Annotated in this window: 25 protein-coding genes; 10 read left to right on the top strand and 15 right to left on the bottom strand. The window is 57.4% G+C overall.

The genetic code is table 11. From position 1 onward, the window contains the following. Positions 1-122 precede the first annotated feature (122 nt). Genes ispH through KZZ06_RS07370 form a run of 5 tightly spaced genes read left to right on the top strand, consistent with a single transcriptional unit; the run spans position 123 to position 3,178 of the window. A complete protein-coding gene (gene ispH, locus KZZ06_RS07390) occupies positions 123-1,073 on the top strand; it encodes a 4-hydroxy-3-methylbut-2-enyl diphosphate reductase (RefSeq protein WP_219579419.1) in 951 nt (316 codons plus the stop codon). Continuing rightward, a complete protein-coding gene (locus KZZ06_RS07385) occupies positions 1,070-1,522 on the top strand; it encodes a DUF3429 domain-containing protein (RefSeq protein ID WP_219579418.1) in 453 nt (150 codons plus the stop codon). The genes ispH and KZZ06_RS07385 overlap by 4 nt, the downstream gene beginning before the upstream one ends. Continuing rightward, the gene (locus KZZ06_RS07380; RefSeq protein ID WP_219579417.1) at positions 1,519-2,112 is read left to right on the top strand and encodes a class I SAM-dependent methyltransferase; all 594 of its coding nucleotides are present in this window, start codon (positions 1,519-1,521) and stop codon (positions 2,110-2,112) included. Before KZZ06_RS07385 ends, KZZ06_RS07380 begins: the two co-directional genes overlap by 4 nt. Next, on the top strand, positions 2,100-2,555 hold the full coding sequence (rnhA, locus tag KZZ06_RS07375) for a ribonuclease HI (RefSeq protein WP_219579416.1): 456 nt from the start codon (positions 2,100-2,102) through the stop codon (positions 2,553-2,555). Before KZZ06_RS07380 ends, rnhA begins: the two co-directional genes overlap by 13 nt. Next, positions 2,552-3,178 carry a trimeric intracellular cation channel family protein gene (locus KZZ06_RS07370; protein WP_219579415.1) on the top strand — a complete coding sequence of 209 codons (627 nt, stop codon included), beginning with the start codon at positions 2,552-2,554 and terminating at the stop codon, positions 3,176-3,178. The genes rnhA and KZZ06_RS07370 overlap by 4 nt, the downstream gene beginning before the upstream one ends. Before the next feature lie 2 nt (positions 3,179-3,180). Here the strand turns inward: KZZ06_RS07370 and KZZ06_RS07365 are convergent, their stop codons facing one another. From KZZ06_RS07365 to def (KZZ06_RS07345), 5 genes are read right to left on the bottom strand one after another with little or no spacing between them, the layout of a single operon-like run. Continuing rightward, on the bottom strand, positions 3,181-3,420 hold the full coding sequence (locus KZZ06_RS07365) for a hypothetical protein (RefSeq protein ID WP_219579414.1): 240 nt from the start codon (positions 3,418-3,420) through the stop codon (positions 3,181-3,183). 4 nt (positions 3,421-3,424) lie between these two features. After that, positions 3,425-4,339 carry a methionyl-tRNA formyltransferase gene (gene fmt, locus KZZ06_RS07360; protein WP_219579413.1) on the bottom strand — a complete coding sequence of 305 codons (915 nt, stop codon included), beginning with the start codon at positions 4,337-4,339 and terminating at the stop codon, positions 3,425-3,427. Between the two features lie 4 nt (positions 4,340-4,343). Next, positions 4,344-4,841 carry a peptide deformylase gene (def, locus tag KZZ06_RS07355; RefSeq protein ID WP_219579412.1) on the bottom strand — a complete coding sequence of 166 codons (498 nt, stop codon included), beginning with the start codon at positions 4,839-4,841 and terminating at the stop codon, positions 4,344-4,346. Continuing rightward, entirely contained in the window at positions 4,838-5,305 is a 468-nt protein-coding gene (def, locus tag KZZ06_RS07350) for a peptide deformylase (protein ID WP_219579411.1), read from the bottom strand. The genes def (KZZ06_RS07355) and def (KZZ06_RS07350) overlap by 4 nt, the downstream gene beginning before the upstream one ends. Next, entirely contained in the window at positions 5,302-5,820 is a 519-nt protein-coding gene (def, locus tag KZZ06_RS07345) for a peptide deformylase (RefSeq protein WP_219579410.1), read from the bottom strand. The genes def (KZZ06_RS07350) and def (KZZ06_RS07345) overlap by 4 nt, the downstream gene beginning before the upstream one ends. Before the next feature lie 99 nt (positions 5,821-5,919). On the opposite strand from def (KZZ06_RS07345), the gene KZZ06_RS07340 reads away from it, so the two are divergent. After that, a complete protein-coding gene (locus KZZ06_RS07340; RefSeq protein ID WP_219579409.1) occupies positions 5,920-7,089 on the top strand; it encodes a MalY/PatB family protein in 1,170 nt (389 codons plus the stop codon). Positions 7,090-7,091: 2 nt separating this feature from the next. Here KZZ06_RS07340 and KZZ06_RS07335 read toward each other — a convergent pair whose 3' ends face one another. Further along, positions 7,092-7,451, bottom strand: coding sequence for a hypothetical protein (locus KZZ06_RS07335; protein WP_219579408.1), 360 nt, complete (start codon positions 7,449-7,451; stop codon positions 7,092-7,094). A gap of 163 nt (positions 7,452-7,614) precedes the next feature. On the opposite strand from KZZ06_RS07335, the gene KZZ06_RS07330 reads away from it, so the two are divergent. Continuing rightward, positions 7,615-8,589 carry a glutathione S-transferase family protein gene (locus tag KZZ06_RS07330; RefSeq protein WP_219579407.1) on the top strand — a complete coding sequence of 325 codons (975 nt, stop codon included), beginning with the start codon at positions 7,615-7,617 and terminating at the stop codon, positions 8,587-8,589. 21 nt (positions 8,590-8,610) lie between these two features. On the opposite strand, the gene smc is transcribed toward KZZ06_RS07330, so the two are convergent. Both smc and KZZ06_RS22500 read right to left on the bottom strand, forming a co-directional pair. Then, the gene (smc, locus tag KZZ06_RS07325; RefSeq protein WP_219579406.1) at positions 8,611-12,066 is read right to left on the bottom strand and encodes a chromosome segregation protein SMC; all 3,456 of its coding nucleotides are present in this window, start codon (positions 12,064-12,066) and stop codon (positions 8,611-8,613) included. A gap of 117 nt (positions 12,067-12,183) precedes the next feature. Beyond that, a complete protein-coding gene (locus KZZ06_RS22500; protein WP_257884250.1) occupies positions 12,184-12,591 on the bottom strand; it encodes a hypothetical protein in 408 nt (135 codons plus the stop codon). A 106-nt stretch (positions 12,592-12,697) separates the two neighbouring features. Here KZZ06_RS22500 and KZZ06_RS07315 point away from each other — a divergent pair, with 106 nt between their 5' ends. Continuing rightward, on the top strand, positions 12,698-13,468 hold the full coding sequence (locus KZZ06_RS07315; RefSeq protein WP_219579405.1) for an FCD domain-containing protein: 771 nt from the start codon (positions 12,698-12,700) through the stop codon (positions 13,466-13,468). Positions 13,469-13,520: 52 nt separating this feature from the next. Here KZZ06_RS07315 and KZZ06_RS07310 read toward each other — a convergent pair whose 3' ends face one another. The 5 genes from KZZ06_RS07310 to KZZ06_RS07290 form a co-directional block, all read right to left on the bottom strand. After that, positions 13,521-14,081, bottom strand: a complete 561-nt coding sequence (locus KZZ06_RS07310) for a F0F1 ATP synthase subunit B (protein WP_219579404.1) — start codon at positions 14,079-14,081, stop codon at positions 13,521-13,523. Between the two features lie 3 nt (positions 14,082-14,084). Continuing rightward, complete coding sequence (locus KZZ06_RS07305; RefSeq protein WP_219579403.1) at positions 14,085-14,636, bottom strand: F0F1 ATP synthase subunit B'; 552 nt, start codon at positions 14,634-14,636, stop codon at positions 14,085-14,087. A gap of 86 nt (positions 14,637-14,722) precedes the next feature. Next, positions 14,723-14,959 carry a F0F1 ATP synthase subunit C gene (locus KZZ06_RS07300; protein WP_008227326.1) on the bottom strand — a complete coding sequence of 79 codons (237 nt, stop codon included), beginning with the start codon at positions 14,957-14,959 and terminating at the stop codon, positions 14,723-14,725. 67 nt (positions 14,960-15,026) lie between these two features. Beyond that, positions 15,027-15,785, bottom strand: a complete 759-nt coding sequence (locus KZZ06_RS07295) for a F0F1 ATP synthase subunit A (protein WP_219579402.1) — start codon at positions 15,783-15,785, stop codon at positions 15,027-15,029. A gap of 1 nt (position 15,786) precedes the next feature. Then, positions 15,787-16,116, bottom strand: a complete 330-nt coding sequence (locus KZZ06_RS07290) for an AtpZ/AtpI family protein (protein WP_219579401.1) — start codon at positions 16,114-16,116, stop codon at positions 15,787-15,789. Positions 16,117-16,370: 254 nt separating this feature from the next. Between KZZ06_RS07290 and KZZ06_RS07285 the strand changes: the two genes are divergently transcribed. Further along, positions 16,371-16,727: a helix-turn-helix transcriptional regulator gene (locus KZZ06_RS07285; RefSeq protein WP_219579400.1), complete on the top strand. Its 357-nt coding sequence runs from the start codon at positions 16,371-16,373 to the stop codon at positions 16,725-16,727. A 206-nt stretch (positions 16,728-16,933) separates the two neighbouring features. On the opposite strand, the gene KZZ06_RS07280 is transcribed toward KZZ06_RS07285, so the two are convergent. Both KZZ06_RS07280 and KZZ06_RS07275 read right to left on the bottom strand, forming a co-directional pair. Further along, the gene (locus KZZ06_RS07280) at positions 16,934-17,836 is read right to left on the bottom strand and encodes a DMT family transporter (protein WP_219579399.1); all 903 of its coding nucleotides are present in this window, start codon (positions 17,834-17,836) and stop codon (positions 16,934-16,936) included. Next, on the bottom strand, positions 17,836-18,711 hold the full coding sequence (locus tag KZZ06_RS07275; RefSeq protein WP_219579398.1) for a LysR family transcriptional regulator: 876 nt from the start codon (positions 18,709-18,711) through the stop codon (positions 17,836-17,838). Before KZZ06_RS07275 ends, KZZ06_RS07280 begins: the two co-directional genes overlap by 1 nt. 131 nt (positions 18,712-18,842) lie before the next feature. Here KZZ06_RS07275 and KZZ06_RS07270 point away from each other — a divergent pair, with 131 nt between their 5' ends. Then, positions 18,843-19,436 (top strand): FMN-dependent NADH-azoreductase, encoded by a 594-nt coding sequence (locus KZZ06_RS07270; RefSeq protein ID WP_219579397.1) that lies wholly within the window; start codon positions 18,843-18,845, stop codon positions 19,434-19,436. Positions 19,437-19,639: the final 203 nt, after the last annotated feature.

Below are 19,639 nucleotides of genomic sequence, written 5' to 3'. Positions count from 1 at the left end.
GCCCCGTTCGAGGGACGTGCGACATTGTACCGCGCGTGCGTTAGGTCCCTCCGGTGGTGCCGCCCCGTCTGGACGATTGTGCCTTCAACACTTATCTAAGCACCAAGCCCAAGGAGCCGGACATGTCAAAATCACCCCTGACCCTTTATCTTGCTGCCCCGCGTGGGTTTTGCGCAGGGGTGGATCGCGCCATCAAGATCGTCGAGATGGCGATCGAAAAATGGGGGGCACCTGTCTATGTCCGCCACGAGATCGTGCACAATAAATTTGTCGTCGACGGTCTGCGCGAAAAGGGTGCCGTCTTTGTCGAGGAACTCTCTGAATGCCCCGACGACCGTCCGGTCATTTTCTCGGCGCATGGTGTCCCGAAATCGGTCCCCAATGCAGCGCAGGCCCGAAATATGGTCTATGTCGATGCCACCTGTCCTTTGGTCAGCAAGGTCCACATCGAAGCACAACGCCATGCGGATGCCGGGCTTCAGATGATTATGATCGGCCATGAGGGTCACCCCGAAACCGTTGGCACCATGGGTCAGTTGCCCGAGGGCGAAGTACTGTTGGTGGAAACCCCGCAAGACGTCGCGACCGTAACCGTGCGGGATCCCCAAAAACTGGCCTATGTCACACAAACGACCCTTAGCATCGATGACACCGCAGATATCGTCGCGGCCCTGAACGCGCGGTTCCCCGCCATTGTCGGCCCCCACAAGGAAGACATCTGCTATGCCACGACCAACCGCCAAGAAGCGGTAAAAGCCATGGCACCCAAATGCGACGCCATGCTGGTTGTCGGTGCCCCGAACTCCAGCAACTCAAAACGGCTGGTCGAGGTCGGATCGCGTGCGGGCTGTTCCTATGCCCAGCTTGTTCAGCGTGCGGATGATATCGATTGGCGTGCGCTAGACGGGATCAAAAGCATCGGGATCACAGCAGGCGCATCGGCCCCCGAAGTGTTGATCAACGAAGTCATCGACGCCTTTAAATCCCGCTACGCGGTCACCGAAGAACTGGTTGAGACCGCGATCGAGAACGTGGAATTCAAAGTCCCTCGTGTTTTGCGGGTGCCCGCATGACAACCATTCCCCGCGCCCCGCTAATCTTGGGCCTTGCCGGGCTTGTCCCGTTCGTCTGGGGCGCGTTGACGGTGGTCAACGAACCACTCGCGACTTGGGCTGCCGCCAATCTGGGCGGACGTTTTGTTGGCCCCTATATCCAGCTTTTCTATGGCGCAGTGATTTTGTCTTTTATGTCTGGCGTCTTGTGGGGCTTTGCCACCAAGGCCGACGGCGCACAGGCCGCAACAGGCTATACCCTTGCAGTCATTCCGGCACTTTGGGCGTTCTTCATGACTGGCGGCGGCCCTGTCGGCGCTGGCATGAACCTGATGTTCGGCTTTGCCGGATTGCTGGCGCTAGATTTCGCGTTTTGGCGGTGGGGGCTGGCCCCTGAATGGTGGATGAAACTGCGTGTCTTATTAACCGCGATTGTGTTGATCTGCCTCGCGACAGGCGTGTTTTTATGAGCGATCCAGAAACGCTAGGCGTCTACGCAGCCAAAGCGCAGGAATATGCTGAGTTTAACCAGAGCATCACTGGTGATCCACAACTCAAAGCATTCATTGAGGCCGTAAAACCGAGCGGCACCGTTCTGGATCTGGGCTGCGGTCCGGGCATCGCGGCACAGCAAATGGCCCGCGCGGGCCTTGTCGTCACCGCGATAGACCCTGTGCCAGAAATGGTGACCCTCGCCGCGCAAAAAGACGGGGTTACGGCCAAGCAGGCCAGCTTTGACGACCTGACGGGTACCGGCATCTATGACGGGGTTTGGGCCAACTTTAGCCTCTTGCACGCCCCCCGCAGCGACATGCCCCGTCACCTGAAAAACATCGCCACGTCCTTGCGCCCAAACGGTGTTTTCCACATCGGGGTAAAAACGGGAACGGGTGAACATCGCGATACGCTTGGCCGGCTTTATACCTATTTCACCCAAGACGAATTAACCGGTCTTTTAGCCGATGCGGGACTAACCGTAAAAGAGCATGCAAAAGGACGCGATAAGGGGCTGGACGGCACCCTCGCAGACTGGGTATGCCTGCGCGCATGGCGAAACTGACTGCATATACCGATGGGGCCTGTTCAGGTAATCCCGGCCCCGGCGGCTGGGGCGTTTTGATGCGCGCAACCGAAGACGGCAAGATTATCAAAGAACGGGAATTGAAGGGCGGCGAAGCAGCAACCACCAACAACCGTATGGAACTGATGGCCGCGATCAGCGCGCTCGAGGCACTGGCCCGCGCGACCGAAATCACCATCGTGACCGATAGCAACTATGTTAAAAACGGCATCACCGGCTGGATCTTTGGCTGGAAGAAAAACGGCTGGAAGAACGCCGCGAAAAAGCCCGTGAAGAACGCTGAGCTATGGCAACGTCTGGATGCTGCCAACGCAAGCCACAAAGTCACGTGGGAATGGGTCAAAGGCCACGCAGGCCATCCCGAAAATGAACGCGCCGATGAATTGGCAAGGGCGGGCATGGCCCCGTTCAAAGGCAAATGATCTTGACCGATCTTCTTGATTACGCGTCAGTCTTGGTCTTTGCGATTACCGGTGCCTTGGTCGCCAGCCGTGCCCAGCTTGATCTTGTCGGCTTTGGGTTTATCGCCTGCCTGACAGCCTTGGGCGGCGGTACATTGCGCGACCTGTTATTGGATCGCAACCCGATCTTCTGGATCGCGAACCCGGCTTATTTGGGCGTTGCCGCTGCTGCCGCCTTGGTGGTTTTCTTTACCGCGCATCTGCTTGAAAGCCGCTATCGCACCTTGATTTGGCTCGACAGTTTTGCGCTGGCTGTGGCTGTGGCCGCTGGTGCCGGTGTGGCGTTTTCCCTAGATCAGTCCCCGGTCATCGTGGTCCTCATGGGTATGATCACCGGCTGCATGGGCGGCTTGATGCGCGACGTTGTGGTGGGCGAGGTCCCGCTGGTTCTTAAGCAAGGTGAACTATATGTCACCGCCGCGTTTGCAGGGGCTGCAACGGCTGTCGTTCTGCGCATTTTTTTTCTGAACGATGATGCCATAGCCCTGTTTGCAGGTGCCTGCGTGACATGGGTTTTACGTGCGGGATCTTTGTATTTCGGATGGAACCTGCCGGTCTACAAAGGCCGCCCGCCCCGCGTCTAAGGCTATTTTCGACGCCAGTGGAACGGGACAATAATCAGCGCCCCGATGGATGAAACAATCGCGTTCAGCCCGGGCGAATTGAACCCAAACCCGAACATCAAGCGCACAAAGTAAAACAGAAACGCGCCACCCACACAGATGATAATCGACGCCAAAATGCCGTTGCGGGTAAAGCCGGAGTTTTCCGCCAGGTATCCAACGATCCCTGCGATCACGACGGTGCCGATCATGGATGGAAACATCTGGCTATCCTTTGCCCAGAATCGTGCCCGGCACGATTTGCGCGCCTTGCTGGAATACATCGATATCTTGCGCTGCTTTGCCCGCACGTTGCAAGCGTGTCAGTTGTACAGCGCCCTCGCCGCAGGCAATCCGCAGGTTGCGGTCCAGCACTTCGCCTGCCGCCCCGCTGCCCGCCGCAAGGGATGAACCCAGCACCTTGATCCGCGTGCCGTCCAGATCGAACCACGCGCCCGGAAAGGGTGAAAGCCCACGGATCAGACGATCGACCTCAACCGCTGGTTTGGTCCAGTCGATATGCGCCTCGGACTTGTCGATCTTGGCAGCATAGGTCACGCCGTCCTCGGGCTGCTTTTCCGGCGCAAGATCAGGTAGCTTTGCCAAGGCATCCACGATCAAACGCGCGCCCATCTCGCTCAGCCGGTCATGCAACTGGATCGTTGTTTCCGTCGCCCGTATCGGCGTCGCCTCGCGCAAGATCACGGGGCCGGTGTCCAAGCCAGCCTCCATCTGCATGATGCAAATGCCGGTTTCGGCATCGCCCGCCATAATCGCACGGTGAATCGGTGCCGCCCCCCGCCAACGCGGCAAAAGGCTCGCGTGAATGTTCAAACAGCCCTGCACTGGCGCATCAAGGATCGCTTGCGGCAGGATCAGACCATAGGCAACGACCACCGCAATATCCGCGTTTAACGCAGCAAATTCCGCCTGCGCCTCGGGCGTCTTTAGCGAAACAGGATGCCGCACGGGCAAGCCCAAATCCTCGGCGCGGCTTTGAACGGGGCTGGCGCGATCCTTTTTGCCACGTCCCGCAGGGCGCGGCGGCTGGCAATAGACGCAAACGACATCATGGCCAGCCAAAACTAATGCATCCAGAACCGGCACTGAAAATTCAGGCGTTCCCATAAAGATCACGCGCATTTGGCTATCCTTTGAACTTCCGCGCCTTGCGCAGCAGCATATCCCGGCGGGTTTTGCTCAGGTTATCGAAATACATCTTGCCCGCCAAATGGTCGATCTGGTGCTGCACGCTTGTCGCCTCGAGGCCCACAAAATCACGGCGCGTTACAACGCCGTTTTCATCAATATAGCGCACAGTCACACCGCGCGGGCGCTTCACCTTGGCCGACATGCCGGGCAGGTTCGGGCTTGCCTCGTCGTGTTCGTTCATGATGGCAGAGGCATCCAGTATCTCCGGGTTGGCCAACCTGATCCGCTTGTTGCGCCCCTGCGACGCATCGACCACAGCAACGCGCAGCATCACCCCGATCTGCGTCGCAGCAAGGCCAACACCGGGCATGGCGTCCATCGTATCAATCATATCGTCCCAAAGACTGCGGATCTCGTCCGTAATCTCGGTCACGTCAGCCGCGGCTGTGCGCAGGCAGACATTGGGCCATGGCACGATCTTGCGAACCGTCATTGGGCGGCATCCTTTTCAACACGGTCATAGATCACAATACCATCAAGGTGATCATATTCATGCTGTACGATCACCGCCTCGGCACCGGTAAAGCTGCGCTCTTGGGTGCCTTCAAGGTCGGTCCACCGCAAAGTCACTTTGGCAGCGCGGGCGATGTCCATGGGGACACCGGGGATCGACAGACACCCTTCCTCTCCGGTCAAACGATCGTCGGACAGGGCGATAATTTCGGGGTTTACACAAGCGATTGGCGTCGGTGCACCATCTTTCCAGCCCGCATCAAACACAAAGATACGCTCGGTCCGACCGACTTGGGGCGCAGCCAAACCCCGCCCCGGCGCATCATACATCGTGTCGAACATATCAGCCATCAATTGCACGATTTCAGGCGTGATGATGTCGACAGGCGTGCACAGTTGCGTCAGCCGCGCGTCTGGCCAGATAACGATATCCAGCACGCTCATCCGCGGGCCAGCTCGCGTTTTAGCTTGGTCATCTTGCGGGTGATCATCTGACGCTTCAACGGCTTAAGGTAATCGATGAAAAGCTTGCCATCGAGATGGTCAATCTCGTGCTGCACGCAGGTCGCCCAAAGTTTACTGAATGTCTCGGTCTGCTCATTGCCGTCACGGTCAATCCAGCGCACGTCAACCTCGGCGGGGCGGGTCACGTCTGCGTATTGATCGGGGATCGACAGACAACCTTCCTCATAGGTGTTCAGCTCGTCCGAGCCGGCAAGGACTTCGGGGTTGAACATAATCAAAGGGCGCGGTGCCTCGCCTTCTTCTTTGACGCAATCCATCACGATCAGACGTTCGAGCACACCAATCTGGGGCGCAGCAAGGCCAATGCCCGGCGCGTCGTACATGGTGGCCAGCATATCATCTGCCAAGCTGCGCAATTCGTCTGTCATATTGGCGACAGGCGCGCAGACCTTTTTCAGGCGAGGATCGGGGTGAAGAAGAATATTGCGTTTCATGACGTTGATTTAGGGTAACCAGTGGCGCGCTGCAACCTCGGGGCTTGCGGTCAGGCAGATTAGGTTTAGCGTACCGGCGAACAAAAACAGGAGTGCCCCATGGATTTTGACGAAATCATCGACCGCCGCGGCACCCATTGCGCCAAATGGGACAAGATGGAGCCGATTTACGGTGTACCAGCCGACACTGGCATTGCCATGTGGGTCGCTGATATGGATTTCCGGCCACCAGCCGTTGTGCAAAACGCGCTTCAGGACATGCTGGATCATGGCGTTTACGGCTATTTCGGCGACGACAGCAAATACCTTGCCGCGATCCAGTGGTGGATGGAGAACCGTCACGGCTGGAAGGTCGACAAAGATTGGATTTTCACGACCCACGGCTTGGTTAACGGCGCGGCGATGTGCATCGATGCCTTCACAAAACCGGGCGATGGGGTGGTTCTGTTCACGCCAGTTTACCACGCTTTTGCGCGGATTATCTCGGCTGCTGATCGCAAGGTTGTTGAATGCGAAATGGTCAACAACGACGGCCGATACGAGCTGGATTTTGATGCCTACGACGCGCAAATGACAGGCAATGAAACGATGCTGGTGTTCTGTTCGCCACATAACCCCGGTGGCCGCGTCTGGACAAAGGACGAGCTTGCCCAGGTCGCGGCCTTTGCCAAGCGTCACGATCTGGTGTTGGTTTCAGACGAAATCCATCACGATCTGGTTTTTCCCGGCACGACCCACACAGCGATGGCGTTGATCGACGATGTTCAGGATCGTCTGGTGATGATGACCGCGACAACCAAGACATTTAACATCGCGGGCAGTCATTCCGGCAATGTGATTATCCCTGATCCCAAGCTTCGCGCGCTCTTTGCTGCGCGGATGAATGCGATGGGCCTGTCGCCAAATTCGTTCGGCCTTGTCATGGCTACCGCTGCCTATTCGCCCGAAGGGGCCGCTTGGGTGGACGAGCTGGTCGCCTATCTGGATGACAACCGCAGAATTTTCGACGCCACGATCAATTCCATTCCGGGGCTAAAGTCGATGCCGCTGGAATCAACCTATCTGGCATGGGTCGATTTCGAGGGTACAGGCATGGATCGGTCGGAATTCACTAAACGGGTCGAAGAAACCGCAGCCATTGCCGCGAATCACGGCCCGACCTTTGGCAAAGGCGGTGAGACGTTCATGCGCTTTAACATCGCGACGCCCCGCGCACGGGTCGAGGAAGCCTGCAACCGGTTACGCGACGCGTTCAGCGACCTTCAATAAAGCTAAGCTGGTGTGTCCATGGCGATCAACGCCACGGGCGCATCAGATGCCCGCACGAAATCAAGCGCGGGCTTTTTCGCTACTTTGGTCGCGCGTTTGAATTCGAACTGCATCTCGCCGCCTTCTTCCTCGGCGGCGATGATAAGGCACTGAAACAGATGGATTGAACCGTCATACAGGTCGACCAGCCCGCGCAGCTTTGGCGCGATTTCGACATCCATCGCAAAACCGGTCTTCCAATGGCGCAGCACCTGATACTGCGTTCCATTCACATCAATCCGCAGCTTAGACGCCTTGCGCAAACTTTCTATGCGCGCCGCAGCTAACCCGGCTTGGATATCCTTTGGCAGAGAAATTTCCATGTTACACCCCCATGCAACCAAGATGACGTGAAGCAGCGCGAAATCAACCGATGCTGAGAAAAAGATGACAGTGGTGCATCTTTGCAGAGCTGATGTGCGCGCATACCTGTGGCCATAATCCTAAGGAGGGCTAATCTAGCCCCACAAGGTAAAGGAGTGATCAATGGGCCTTTTGGTGGATGGCGTCTGGAAAGACCAATGGTACGACACGAAATCCTCTGGTGGGAAATTCGAACGCTCGGCTGCGAAATTTCGCAATTGGGTGACGTCGGATGGTAGCGCCGGACCCAGCGGCGATGATGGTTTCAAGGCCGAAAGCGGACGTTATCACCTGTATGTCAGCTATGCCTGCCCATGGGCGCATCGGGCGCTTATCTTTCGGGCGCTTAAGGGCCTTGAGGATCACATATCAATCTCGGCCGTTCACCCGGATATGCTGGGCGAAGGTTGGGAGTTCGCAACGGATTTCCCCGGTGCCACGGGCGATACGCTGTTTGATTACCCCTATGCCCGCGACATCTATACCCGCGCAGATCCTGCATTCAGCGGCCGCGTGACCGTGCCGATCTTGTGGGACAAAACGAACGAAACGATCGTTTCAAACGAATCTTCTGAAATCATCCGGATGTTCAACAGCGCGTTTGACACGATTACCGGCAACACCGCCGATTACTGGCCCGAACACCTGCGCGATGACATCGAAACGGTTAACAGCCGCGTCTATGACACCGTCAACAATGGCGTCTACAAATGCGGGTTCGCCACAACACAATCCGCCTATGATGACGCGGTGCACCCCCTGTTCGAAAGCCTTGACTGGATCGAAGGGATTTTGGCCAACACCAGATATCTGGTGGGTGACACCCTAACAGAGGCCGATTGGCGTCTGTTCACAACATTGGTGCGGTTCGACAACGTCTATCACCTGCATTTCAAATGCAATCGCAAGCGTATCACCGATTTCCCGAACCTATGGGCCTTTACGCGCGAACTGTATCAAGTGCCGGGTGTGGCCGATACGGTGAGGATGGATCACATCGTGCGCCATTATCACTACAGCCATGACACCATAAACCCGAACCGGATCATACCGATCAATCCCGACATTGATTTCAACGCGCCGCACGGGCGGGGCTAACGGTACCGGCGAGCGCCATTCTTAAGCGACGAGTGTTTCAGCCTTTTTCAGATCAACTGACACCAGTTGGCTGACGCCCTGTTCGGCCATGGTAACGCCAAACAGCCGGTCCATCCGCGCCATGGTGACGGCGTGGTGGGTGATGATCAAAAACCGCGTGTTGGTCTGGCGGCACATTTCATCCAAAAGGTCGCAGAACCGCGTTACATTGGCGTCATCCAGCGGCGCGTCGACTTCGTCCAGCACACAGATCGGGGCTGGGTTGGCCAGGAACACCGCAAAGATCAACGCCATCGCGGTGAGCGTTTGCTCCCCCCCAGACAGCAGGCTCAGCGTGCTGAGTTTTTTGCCCGGCGGCTGGCACATAATCTCAAGCCCGGCTTCCAGTGGGTCGTCGGATTCAACCATGACCAAATTCGCTTCGCCACCGTTGAACAGATGCCGGAACAGCATGGTAAAGTTGCTGTTCACCTGCTCAAACGCCGTCAAAAGCCGTTCGCGTCCCTCACGGTTCAGACTTGATATGCCACTGCGCAGGGTCTTGATCGCCTCGGTCAGGTCTTCTTTCTCGGTGGCTAAATTATCGTGTTCTTCCTGAACCTCCCGGGCGTCCTCTTCGGCGCGCAAATTCACCGCGCCGAGCGCCTCGCGTTGGCGCTTTAGGCGGTTCACATCAGCCTCGAGAACATCAGAGGCCGGCATTTTGTCAGGATCAACATCCAGCGATACCAGCAGCTGATTTGGCGTCATTTGCTGATCTTCGGCAATACGTTCTGCGGCATAGGCAACAGTTTCTTTCGCCGCGTCGGCGCGTGCTTCGGACCGGGCACGTGCTTCGCGCGCCTCTGATGCCAGCCGCTCTGCATCCCGCTCCGCGACAGTGGCCTCGCGCAAACCGCCCTCTGCCACAGACAAACGATCCGCGGCCTCCGCCTTGCGGGCATCTGCTCGGGTAATCGCCTGCGTTAACTCATCCCGTTTGGCAGCAATTTCGGCGGGTGCGGCACTGGCGTCCTTCAACTCTGCCTCTGATGCGGTTTTACGTTCCACCAGCTCGGCACTGCGTTTTTCAGCCGTGTCCAGACGGTGACGCCAACCGCTTAATTCCTTGGTCACTTCTTGCGCGCGCTTTAGTCGCGCGTCGCCCTCGCGGCGCAGTTCATCATGTGCGGACCGGCGCGACATCATCGCGATACGCGCGCCCTCCACCGTCATGCGCAACGTCTCGACCCCTTCGCGAGCCTCTGCCACATCATCAAGCTCGGCCAAGGCACGCTCCGCCTCGATCACGGATTGGCGGGCCACCATCGCTTCTTCCTCGTGGCGCGAAACCGCGAGCCCAAGGCTTTCCAGCCGCCCCTCAGCAAGGTTGCGATCTGCCTCCGCCCGGCTCAGCGCGCGGCCCGCATCAGCAACCGCACGATCTGCGTCGCGGCGGGCATCGCGGGCCAACTTGTCCGCTTGGGTTTGTGCAACCAACGTTTGTTGCAGCGCTTCATGGGCATCCCGCGCGCCATCTGCCCGCTGGCTGGCTTGCTCAAGCGACTGCTTCAGCACTTCCAATCGGTTAATTTGCTGCAATCGAAGTGCCGCCGCCGATGGGGCATCCTCGGCCCAAGCCCGAAAACCATCCCACCGCCACAGATCACCCTCGGGTGACACCAACCGCTGCCCCGGCCGCAAAGCCGCCTGAAGCCGCGGCCCCTCATCCGCCTCGACAAGCCCGATCTGGCTCATCCTGCGGGCCAAAACATCGGGCAAAGACACATGCGCCGTAAGGGCAGTTACCCCGTCCGGCAACGGTTGCACGACGTCATATGCCGGCAGTACGGCCCAGCCCGACGGGCCGTCCTCGTCCACCTGAGGCGCGCGAAGATCGTCAGCCAATGCCGCACCAAGCGCCTTTTCGAACCCGTGTTCGACTTGCAAACGGTCTAGAATTTGGCCGCCTTCAGCAGTATCGCGCTCCACCAGCTTGGCCAGTGCGCCCGCTTCGGCGCGCAGGGCATTCATTTCGCCTTCGGCTTCGGACCGCTCGGCGCGGGCCTCGGCTTCGCGGCTTTGTGTCAGTGCGCGTACCTCTTCCGCTTCGTTCAGGGCGGTCTCCGCATCCGCAGCCTGTTGCGCGGCAGCGGCCTCGGCTTTTGTGGCGGCATCAAAATCAGCCGCAGCTTTCACCAAGGCAGCTTTGCTTTGTGCCACTGCGTCGCGGGCTTTTTCAGCCTCGCTCTCTGACTTGGTCAATGTTTTGCGGCTGTCGCCCAGCAGGCGTTCAGCCGATCCGTGCCGCGCCGCAAGGCGGGCAACGTCCTCGGTCATTTGCGATAGCGACGCTTCGTGTGTTTGCAAAACCGATGCAGCCTCGCGGGCCAGCTCGGCGGCAGCTTCCAAGGCGGCACCATGGCCAGCCCCGGCTTTTTCAAGCTCTTTTGCTTCCCATTCAAGCCGCTCAATGGTTTCCCCCGCGTCGCGGTTCAACCCTGCTTCGCGTTCGATATCGCGGGTCAATTGCGCAATGCGTTTGCTCAAAGCGTCGATGGTTTCCTGCGCGCGGGCTTCTTGATCGGCAAGCGTGTCACGTTGAACCCCAAGCCGCTGAACGACGGCGGCGGCAATCGCATCCTCTTCACGCAGTGGTGGCAATGCGTCTTCGGCGATCTGGCGCGCTTTGGCGGCTTGACGCACCGCCCCTTCGGCCTGCGCGGCCTCTGTCACGCGGGTACGCAGTTCGTCGGCGGCAGCAGCACGTGCGTCATCCGCTTCGCGCCAACGACGATATAATAACATCCCCTCGGATTTGCGAAGATCATTGCCGATCTCACGGTAACGCGCCGCTTGCCGTGCTTGCCGTGCGAGTTGTGCCAATTGTGCCGCAAGCTGTTCAATAACATCATCCACACGGGCAAGGTTTGCCTCTGCGCCGTTCAGTTTCAGCTCTGCCTCGTGGCGCCGTGCGTATAGGCCGGAAATCCCTGCCGCCTCTTCCAGAATGCGGCGGCGGTTCTTGGGCTTTGCGTTGATCAGTTCGGAAATCTGCCCTTGCCGGACCAACGCGGGGGAATGTGCGCCGGTGGATGCATCGGCAAACAACATCTGCACGTCACGGGCGCGCACATCTTTACCTGCCGCCTTATAGGCACTGCCAACGTCACGCGTGATGCGGCGCACGATTTCGATCTGATCCGCGTCGTTGAAACCAGCGGGGGCCAGCCGTTCGGTGTTATCGATATGCAAAGCGACTTCGGCAAAATTACGCGCCGGACGGGTCGATGCCCCGGCGAAAATGACATCCTCCATACCCCCGCCGCGCATTGCGGTAGGGCGGTTTTCACCCATCACCCAACGCAGCGCCTCGAGCAGGTTCGATTTACCACAGCCATTGGGGCCGACCACACCTGTCAGACCATCCGCGATGATCAGGTCAGTTGGATCAACAAAGCTTTTGAACCCCGTCAGTCTGAGTTTGGAAAACCGCAATTGCCCTCACTGGTCTGATTCCCAAGATGCATGCAAGTAGGCGTGATGCATCGCGTGCTGTCAATCTAAAGACGCTAGGGAAAGAGGCGGGCCGCCGCTTATCCACAAGATATTGAGCTATGGCGCGGAATTGCACGAAAGATTGCGAAACGGCGGATCATGTATTCTTGCCGGTTGTTTCATCGTCAAACGGCACCCTATGGGCGTAACCATCGTATTGCCCGTCAATGGCGGCGGGCACGCCAGAACACCTGTGGCCAATGCCTGATCCCCTAAAACATCGGTCACGTCACACCCGCTGACAACAGACATCGCAAAGGCAGCGCGATCCCTGATTGGGCCAAAGCGGGGCGCGTATTCCGGATTGATCCGCATCGCTTCGGCCAGATTGCCCCGCGTCCGCACATCAAACACCGAACCGTCAACTTCGATCCGGGTCGCGGTCAGCCCCCTGAAATGCGGACCTGCTGTGTTGCAGGCGGATAGACTAAGGAGCATGAGAACGAGCAAATATAGGTTTTTCATGCCCAATCGTTAGGGCACTGCGATTAACAGCCCATGAAACACGGACAAAGATATTGTCGTCACCCCCTGCCGGTCATATAATTTGACCAATTCAAGGGATCGTTTCATGCCATTTCAACCCGTCTCGTCCGAAAAGCTATCGCAAGCAGTCGTTCGACAGGTCGAGCAGCTGATCTTGCGTGGCATCCTTCGCCCCGGCGAACGCTTGCCGGCGGAACGTGAACTGGCCAAGCGGCTTGATGTGTCCCGCCCGTCACTGCGCGATGCGATTGCACGGCTGGAAAAGTCGGGCCTGCTGATCGCAAAACCGGGTGCCGGTGTCTATGTGGCTGATGTGCTGGGGGGGGCCTTTTCCCCGCCGCTTATCGAACTTTTCGCCCGTCACGACGAGGCCGTGTTCGACTATCTTTCCTTCCGCCGCGATATGGAGGGACTTGCCGCAGAGCGCGCCGCGCGCTTGGCCTCGGACACGGACCTGAAGGTTGTCGATACCACTTTTCGCAAAATGGAAGCCGCCCAAGAGACGCGCACGACCGAGGACGAAGCACAGCTGGATGCGCAGTTCCATATGGCGATCATCGAAGCGAGCCATAACGTGGTAATGCTGCATATGATGCGGTCGATGTACGATCTGCTGCAAGGCGGCGTGTTCTATAATCGCCAAGTGATGTTCAAACAACGAACCACCCGGTCGGCCCTGTTGGACCAGCACCGCGCCATCAACGACGCATTACAAGCCCGCGATCCGGCTGCCGCGCGTTCAGCGGTCGAAGCACATCTGAATTACGTCGAGAACGCCCTGCGTGACCAGCAACGGGCTGAGCGCAACGAAGTTGTTGCGCATCAACGATTGCAGCATGAGACGCAACAAGACTGACCGATAAAAGGCACCGGAGATGATCCGAGGCCTTTCGTGAAGTTTGGTAAGCTTAGTGCAGCTTGGAATCTACATCGTCGATTGCACTTGCGATCAATGCATTGCCTTCTGCGGCGGTCATCTTCTTGGCGATGACATCCTTTGCAGCGGCAACGGCAATCACGATTGCCTGGTCGCGTACTTCTTTAACAGCAGCAGCCTGAGCCGAACCGATTTGCTCTTCGGCAGCAGCCAACCGGCGTTCGATGGATTTCGCCAGATCGGCGCGCGCTTGATCCGCAGCCTCGGTTGCTTCGGCTTTTGCAGCTGTCACAATCCGGTCGGCTTGATCTTTGACTTCTTGCTGCTTGCGCTCGTAGCTGGCCAACAGTGTCTGCGCTTCTTCACGCAGGGCGCGGGCTTCGTCCAGCTCGGACTTGATCCCGTCTGCGCGCTTGTCGAGCATGCCCGACAACAGCGAAGGCACTTTGAAATAGAACAGAACACCGACGAACAAGATGAACGCCAACAAGACGATGAAGTCTGTGTTTTTCAGCGAAAAGAAAACGTCGCCTGCTGCGAAAGCTGGTGATGCCACCATGCCTGCAATCAAGGCTGAGAAAGTCAAACGCATGGCTTATCCTTTCATCCGGGCTTCGACGGCCGCGGAAACAGTTTTCGCATCAGCGGAACCACCCAAGGCTGCCACAATAGCCTGAGCGGTGTCTTTGGCCACCTCTTCGACGTTTTGCATGGCGCTTGCGCGGATTTCAGAGATGGCTTTTTCGGATTCAGCAGCTTTCTCGGCAATCTCGACGTCTGCTTGCGCAATCGCCTTGTTCAGATCAGCTTGAATATCTGCTTTTGCGGCTGCAACGATGCGGTGCGCCTCGGCGCGGGCATCGATCAGCGCTTTGTCATATGCGGCTTCTGCCTCTGTTGCTTTGACCTTCAGGTCTTCGGCAGCAGCGATGTCATTGGTGATTGTGCCCTGGCGTTCAGCCAAAACCGATCCAATACGTGGCAACGCAATACGGGACAGAATGAAGTAGATCGCAACAAGCGCTACGACCAGCCAGAAGATCTGGTTGCCGAACCATTCGCCGCAAAGTTGGGGCATGCCAATGGCACCGCCGAATTCGTTGACACACATGCCAGCGACTTCCATATCAATTGGTTCAGTTGCCATTATGGCCTCCTGTCAAAACGTTCAAATCCCTTGGGCAGCGCGCCGTAACGCGCTGCCCGAAGCGTAAGGAAGTGTCAGTCTGACGCTTAAACGGCGAACATCAACAGCAGAGCAACGAGGAACGAGAAGATCCCCAGGGCTTCTGCAAACGCGATGCCGATGAACAGTGTTGCAGTCTGACCAGCAGCTGCCGAAGGGTTGCGCAGTGCGCCGGCAAGGTAGTTGCCTGCAACGTTGCCCACACCGACTGCCGCGCCGCCCATGCCCATGCATGCCAGACCCGCGCCAATGTATGCGCCCATTTGTACGATATCGCCTTCCATGAGAATTCTCCTTACGATGGAATTGAGGTGATGAAGTGGGGCAGGTCAGAATGACCCACGCCCGTTGTTAGTGATGCGGATGAAGCGCGTCTTTCAGATAGACACACGTCAGAATGGTGAACACGTAGGCCTGGATAAAGGACACCAGGATTTCGAGGCCATACATCGCGGTGATCGCGACGATGGACAAAGGTGCGATGGCAGCAATCGCGGCGAAGCCTGCGAAAACCTTGATCACGGCGTGACCGGCCATCATGTTACCCGCCAAACGAATGGAGTGGCTGACGGGGCGCACGAAATACGAGATAACTTCGATCAGCGCCAGAATGGGGCGCAACGCAAGCGGTGCGCTGGAAACCCAGAACAAGCCCAAGAAAGACGCGCCGTTTTTGACGAAGCCCAGAATGGTGACCGCAAAGAATACTGCAAAAGCCATGATCGCAGTGACAGCGATGTGCGACGTTGGCGTGAACGCCATTGGCAGCAGGCCAAGGAAGTTCGAAAAGACGATGAACATGAACAAAGTCATGATGTAGGGGAAATACTTGACCCCGTCTTTACCGCAGATGTCTTCGACCATCTTGTAGATAAAGCCATAAGCAAGCTCGCCCACCGACTGCATCCGCGTTGGAATTACCGAACGCTTGGATGTGCCGAGAACCAGCAAGGCAAAAACAGCAAGAACGGCCAGCGCCATCCAGACAGTTGCGTTGGTGATCGTGTACCAAGAAACAGCGCCATCGCCAAAGAACGGCTTAACGATGAACTGATCCATCGGGTGGAAAACCAAGCCGCCCGCTTCTTCGCCGTGTGCTTCTGCCGCCATGTCAGGGCCCTTTATCTTCTTCGACCGTTTCGGCCATCTTCTTTTCCTGGATTTCTTGCGCAGAGCGGAGCATCGTCTTTACCCCGGCCGCAAGGCCCAGCATTACAAACAGCACCATGAATACCGGGAGCGTTCCAAAGAACCAATCCAACGTGTATCCGATGCCAAAACCGATCCCAAGACCGGCGCAAAGTTCAATCACCATCCGCCAGGCAAGCGATGCCTGAGAATAATGCTCATCAACGCGGGGTTTCGGTGCTTGCGCTTGTTTCGCCGCTGCGATCTTGGCCTCAAGCTGCTTTAATCGCTGCTGTTGGTCCGGATCGGTCACGCCAAAACTCCCCGTAGATGTGTTGATGTTTAGCTACTTTTACTGCCCACCCGAGTCAACAGGATAGAGTTTTTGTGTATGTCATTGTTTTTATTGAGACTTGCGAAGCTCAACCAGAGGAAATCCATAGGTCAAGCGCCCCAAACGGGTCCGAATTGGGCGCGATTGTTATTCAACCTTTTGGTTGAGGGTCAGATCCGTTATGAGTATTTGACGCATAATCCACGTCCCTCCAACGATAACAAAGCAGTGCCATGTCCGCCCAGCTAGACGCAATATTCGCAGCCCTTGCTGACCCGACCCGTCGGGCCATTTTGTCGATGCTGCTAGAGGATGACATGGCCGTCACAGACGTTGCCGAACCGTTCGATATGTCGCTTGCTGCGATTTCGAAACATCTAATCGTGTTGGAACGGGCGGGCCTGATCGCGCAGGAAAAGCGCGGGCGGCTTAAGTGGTGCAAACTCGAACCCTCTGCACTGCAATCGCCATCGGTGTGGATGCAAGGGTTTGGTCAGTTTGACCCGGTAAATCTGGATGATTTTGAAAAGTTTCTGGCAGCGGAGATAAAATCGGTATCGTCAGACGCTGGATCAGTTGAGCAAGAGTAGTTTTGCTGGCTCTTCCATGACGAGGTATTACACGAAAGAGCCATGCTTGATGTAGTTAGATAATGCCGAACGCAAAACGCAAGATGGCAAGAACAACTACGACCAGACCAATTAGATAAATAATGCTACGCATGTAACGATTCCTTTATGAACTTTCCGTGATCTAAACGCCGCCTAGACGCGGTTGGTTCCGAAATATTATTTTTTTATTTACCATGGTTACTGGCATCCTGATCATTTCGCAGCAGCAGGTACAGCGCCAGAATGGTCAGGGACACGCCCCCCAACACAATCGGCGATGGCGCACCATTACCCAACGCGATCTCCCACAGTATCACCCAGCTTGGCGTCAAATACGTGTACGCCATAACCTTGGCCGAGGGCAGCCGCAGCGACGCAAATTGAAGCAGTACAAAAGTGGCCGAAGACGCCGCCACCGAGACGTAAAGGATCGTGATCCAGACGATAGGTGGCAGCGCCAGCCAGTCCGTCCCCAACACATCCCGCCACCCGTAAATAAACAACAGCGTACCGCCCCCAATGAGCGTCCCCAGCGTGAACACCACGGCGGGCTCCCCCCTGTTCAACTTGCGCACCATCGGCGTGTAAAGCGCATGGCTGACACAGCCGATGAAATACACAGCCTCGCCGCGGCCTACCTCGAAACGTTGCAGGGCGGCCAGGTCTGCCCTGAAAATCACCCACAGCGCCCCGGCGGCCCCGATCGCAAGGGCAAATGCCATCCGCAGCGTGGTTCTTTGCCGTAGCAAAAGCCAGCCGAACCCCGCGGCGATGACAGGCGTCAGCGTGAAAACTGCCGCAGCGCTGACAGGTCGCGCGGTTTTCAAGCCCTCGAACATCAGCACAAAATAGATCGCGAACAACCCGCCCAAAACCACATAGCGCCACGGTGCCCGGGTAGCTTCGCGCGTGATCCCTGTTGTCGCGGCAACAGCGACTGCAATCACGACGCCAGCAATAACAAACCGCGCCGCATTCAAAGCCGCAGGCGAGATCATGTTCGCCGACATCGACCCCAACGAAAACGACCCCGCCACGAGGGCCGAAAAAGTGAGCATTGCCAGATGCCCCTGAATATCGGGCCGCATTAGGCGGCCGCCTTCGCGCTGTCTTTCAGGAACTTCAACAACGCCTGCACCTTGGGCGTGCGGTGCAGATCCACATGAGTGACAAGCCAAAGCGCCGAATCCCATTCGGGCAATTGTGGATGAACCTCGATCAGATCGGGATCATTCAGCCCATATTCATATCCGACAAACCCGATACCGGCACCGCTGAGAATGGCCGCCGTCAGTGCCTTCGTATCGAGCGCGCGAAACGCCATCGCGTCTTTCGGGACCACTGATTGCACCCATTTAAAGAAAGGTGCCCGCATTTCCATATCGTCGTGAACGACAAAACGGTGGTTGCCGTAATCCTCGACACCCGATGGCATTCCGAACCTCTCGATATAGGTGCGGTGCGCGAACAGCCCGACCCTAAGCGGCATAAAGGGCTGCACAACATTATCCGGCTGCTCGGGCACTTTGCCCGCCCGGATCGCGACATGCGCCTCGCCATACTCGAGTCGGAACAAACGTTCGCCGGTCAGGAAACGTATGGAAATTTCCGGGTTCTGCTTCTGGAAATCGACAAGCACAGGTGTCACCCAGTCGACGATCTCCAACAAGGATGTCACGACCAGTTCGCCCGATACATTCTCACCGCGGCCCTTGATGCGGTTGGCAAGCTGGCTGAACTGGTCGTTCGTCGCCTGCGCCACCCGCAACAGGTCCTCACCCGCTTCGGTTGCCTTGTAGCCACGGGCGTGACGCTGGAACAACTTGACCGCCAGGCGGGCCTCTAATGCATCAATATGGCGGATTACTGTCGCATGGTGCACGCCCAGAACTTCAGCAGCGCCGCTGACGGTCCCCATCCGCGCCACTTGATAGGCTGTCTTTATCTCGTCCCAATTGTCCACTGCGGCACCCTTTTCAAACGGAGATATGTGCAAAATCGAACACATCACCCGCATTTTTCGCAAGTTGTGTTCGCCCATGCAAGGCGCATCTATGGGACAGTATTGAAACCCCTACGAAAGGACATCCTCCCATGTCAGTTCTACGCATCGACTCTTCTGCAAACACGACAGATTCCGTAACCCGCGCCCTAACCGACCGCATCATTGCCAAATTGGGCGACACTGATGTGACAGTGCGCGACCTTGCACATGAACCACTGCCTCAGATCACCCAAACTTGGGCCGTCGCCCGCGCCACGCCTGAGGCGGACCGTTCCCCCGAACAAGCCGCCGCACTGGTCGAATCTGACAAACTGGTGGCCGAACTGCTGGCCGCTGATACCATCGTCATTGGTGCCCCGATCTATAACTTCAGCGTGCCTGCATCCCTGAAAGCATGGATCGATCTGGTTGCCCGTGTAGGCGTAACATTCCGCTACACCGAAACCGGCCCCGAGGGTCTGGTTAAAGGCAAGCGCGTGATCGTCGCCATGGCATCGGGCGGCGTTCCAGCTGGTTCCGAGGCGGATTTCAACACCGGCTATCTCAAGGCTGTTCTTGGCTTCATGGGTATGACCGATGTCACAATCGTCTCTGCTGACGCATTGGCCAAAGACCCCGAAGGCACCATCGCGCGCGCCAATGACGCGATTGATGCGCTGGCTGTCACCGCCAAAGCAGCCTGACCACATGATATGACGGGCGGGTTGACTCAAACCTGCCCGTCACTTAAACGACCCACAAATCCCGGGAGCATTATGCCTTCCGGTCTCTGGCGCGGCCAGAGATCGCCCCCCACCAGCGTGTTACGCCCGTGGGGGCATTTGTGTATTTAACGCGGGCTTCCTAAATTAGGATCATCCGCAACCGACCGAAGGGGGCCATGGCC

The organism is Sulfitobacter sp. CW3 (genome assembly GCF_019392245.1).
Lineage (GTDB): Bacteria > Pseudomonadota > Alphaproteobacteria > Rhodobacterales > Rhodobacteraceae > Sulfitobacter.
This window is presented reverse-complemented; position numbering and strand designations above follow the sequence as displayed.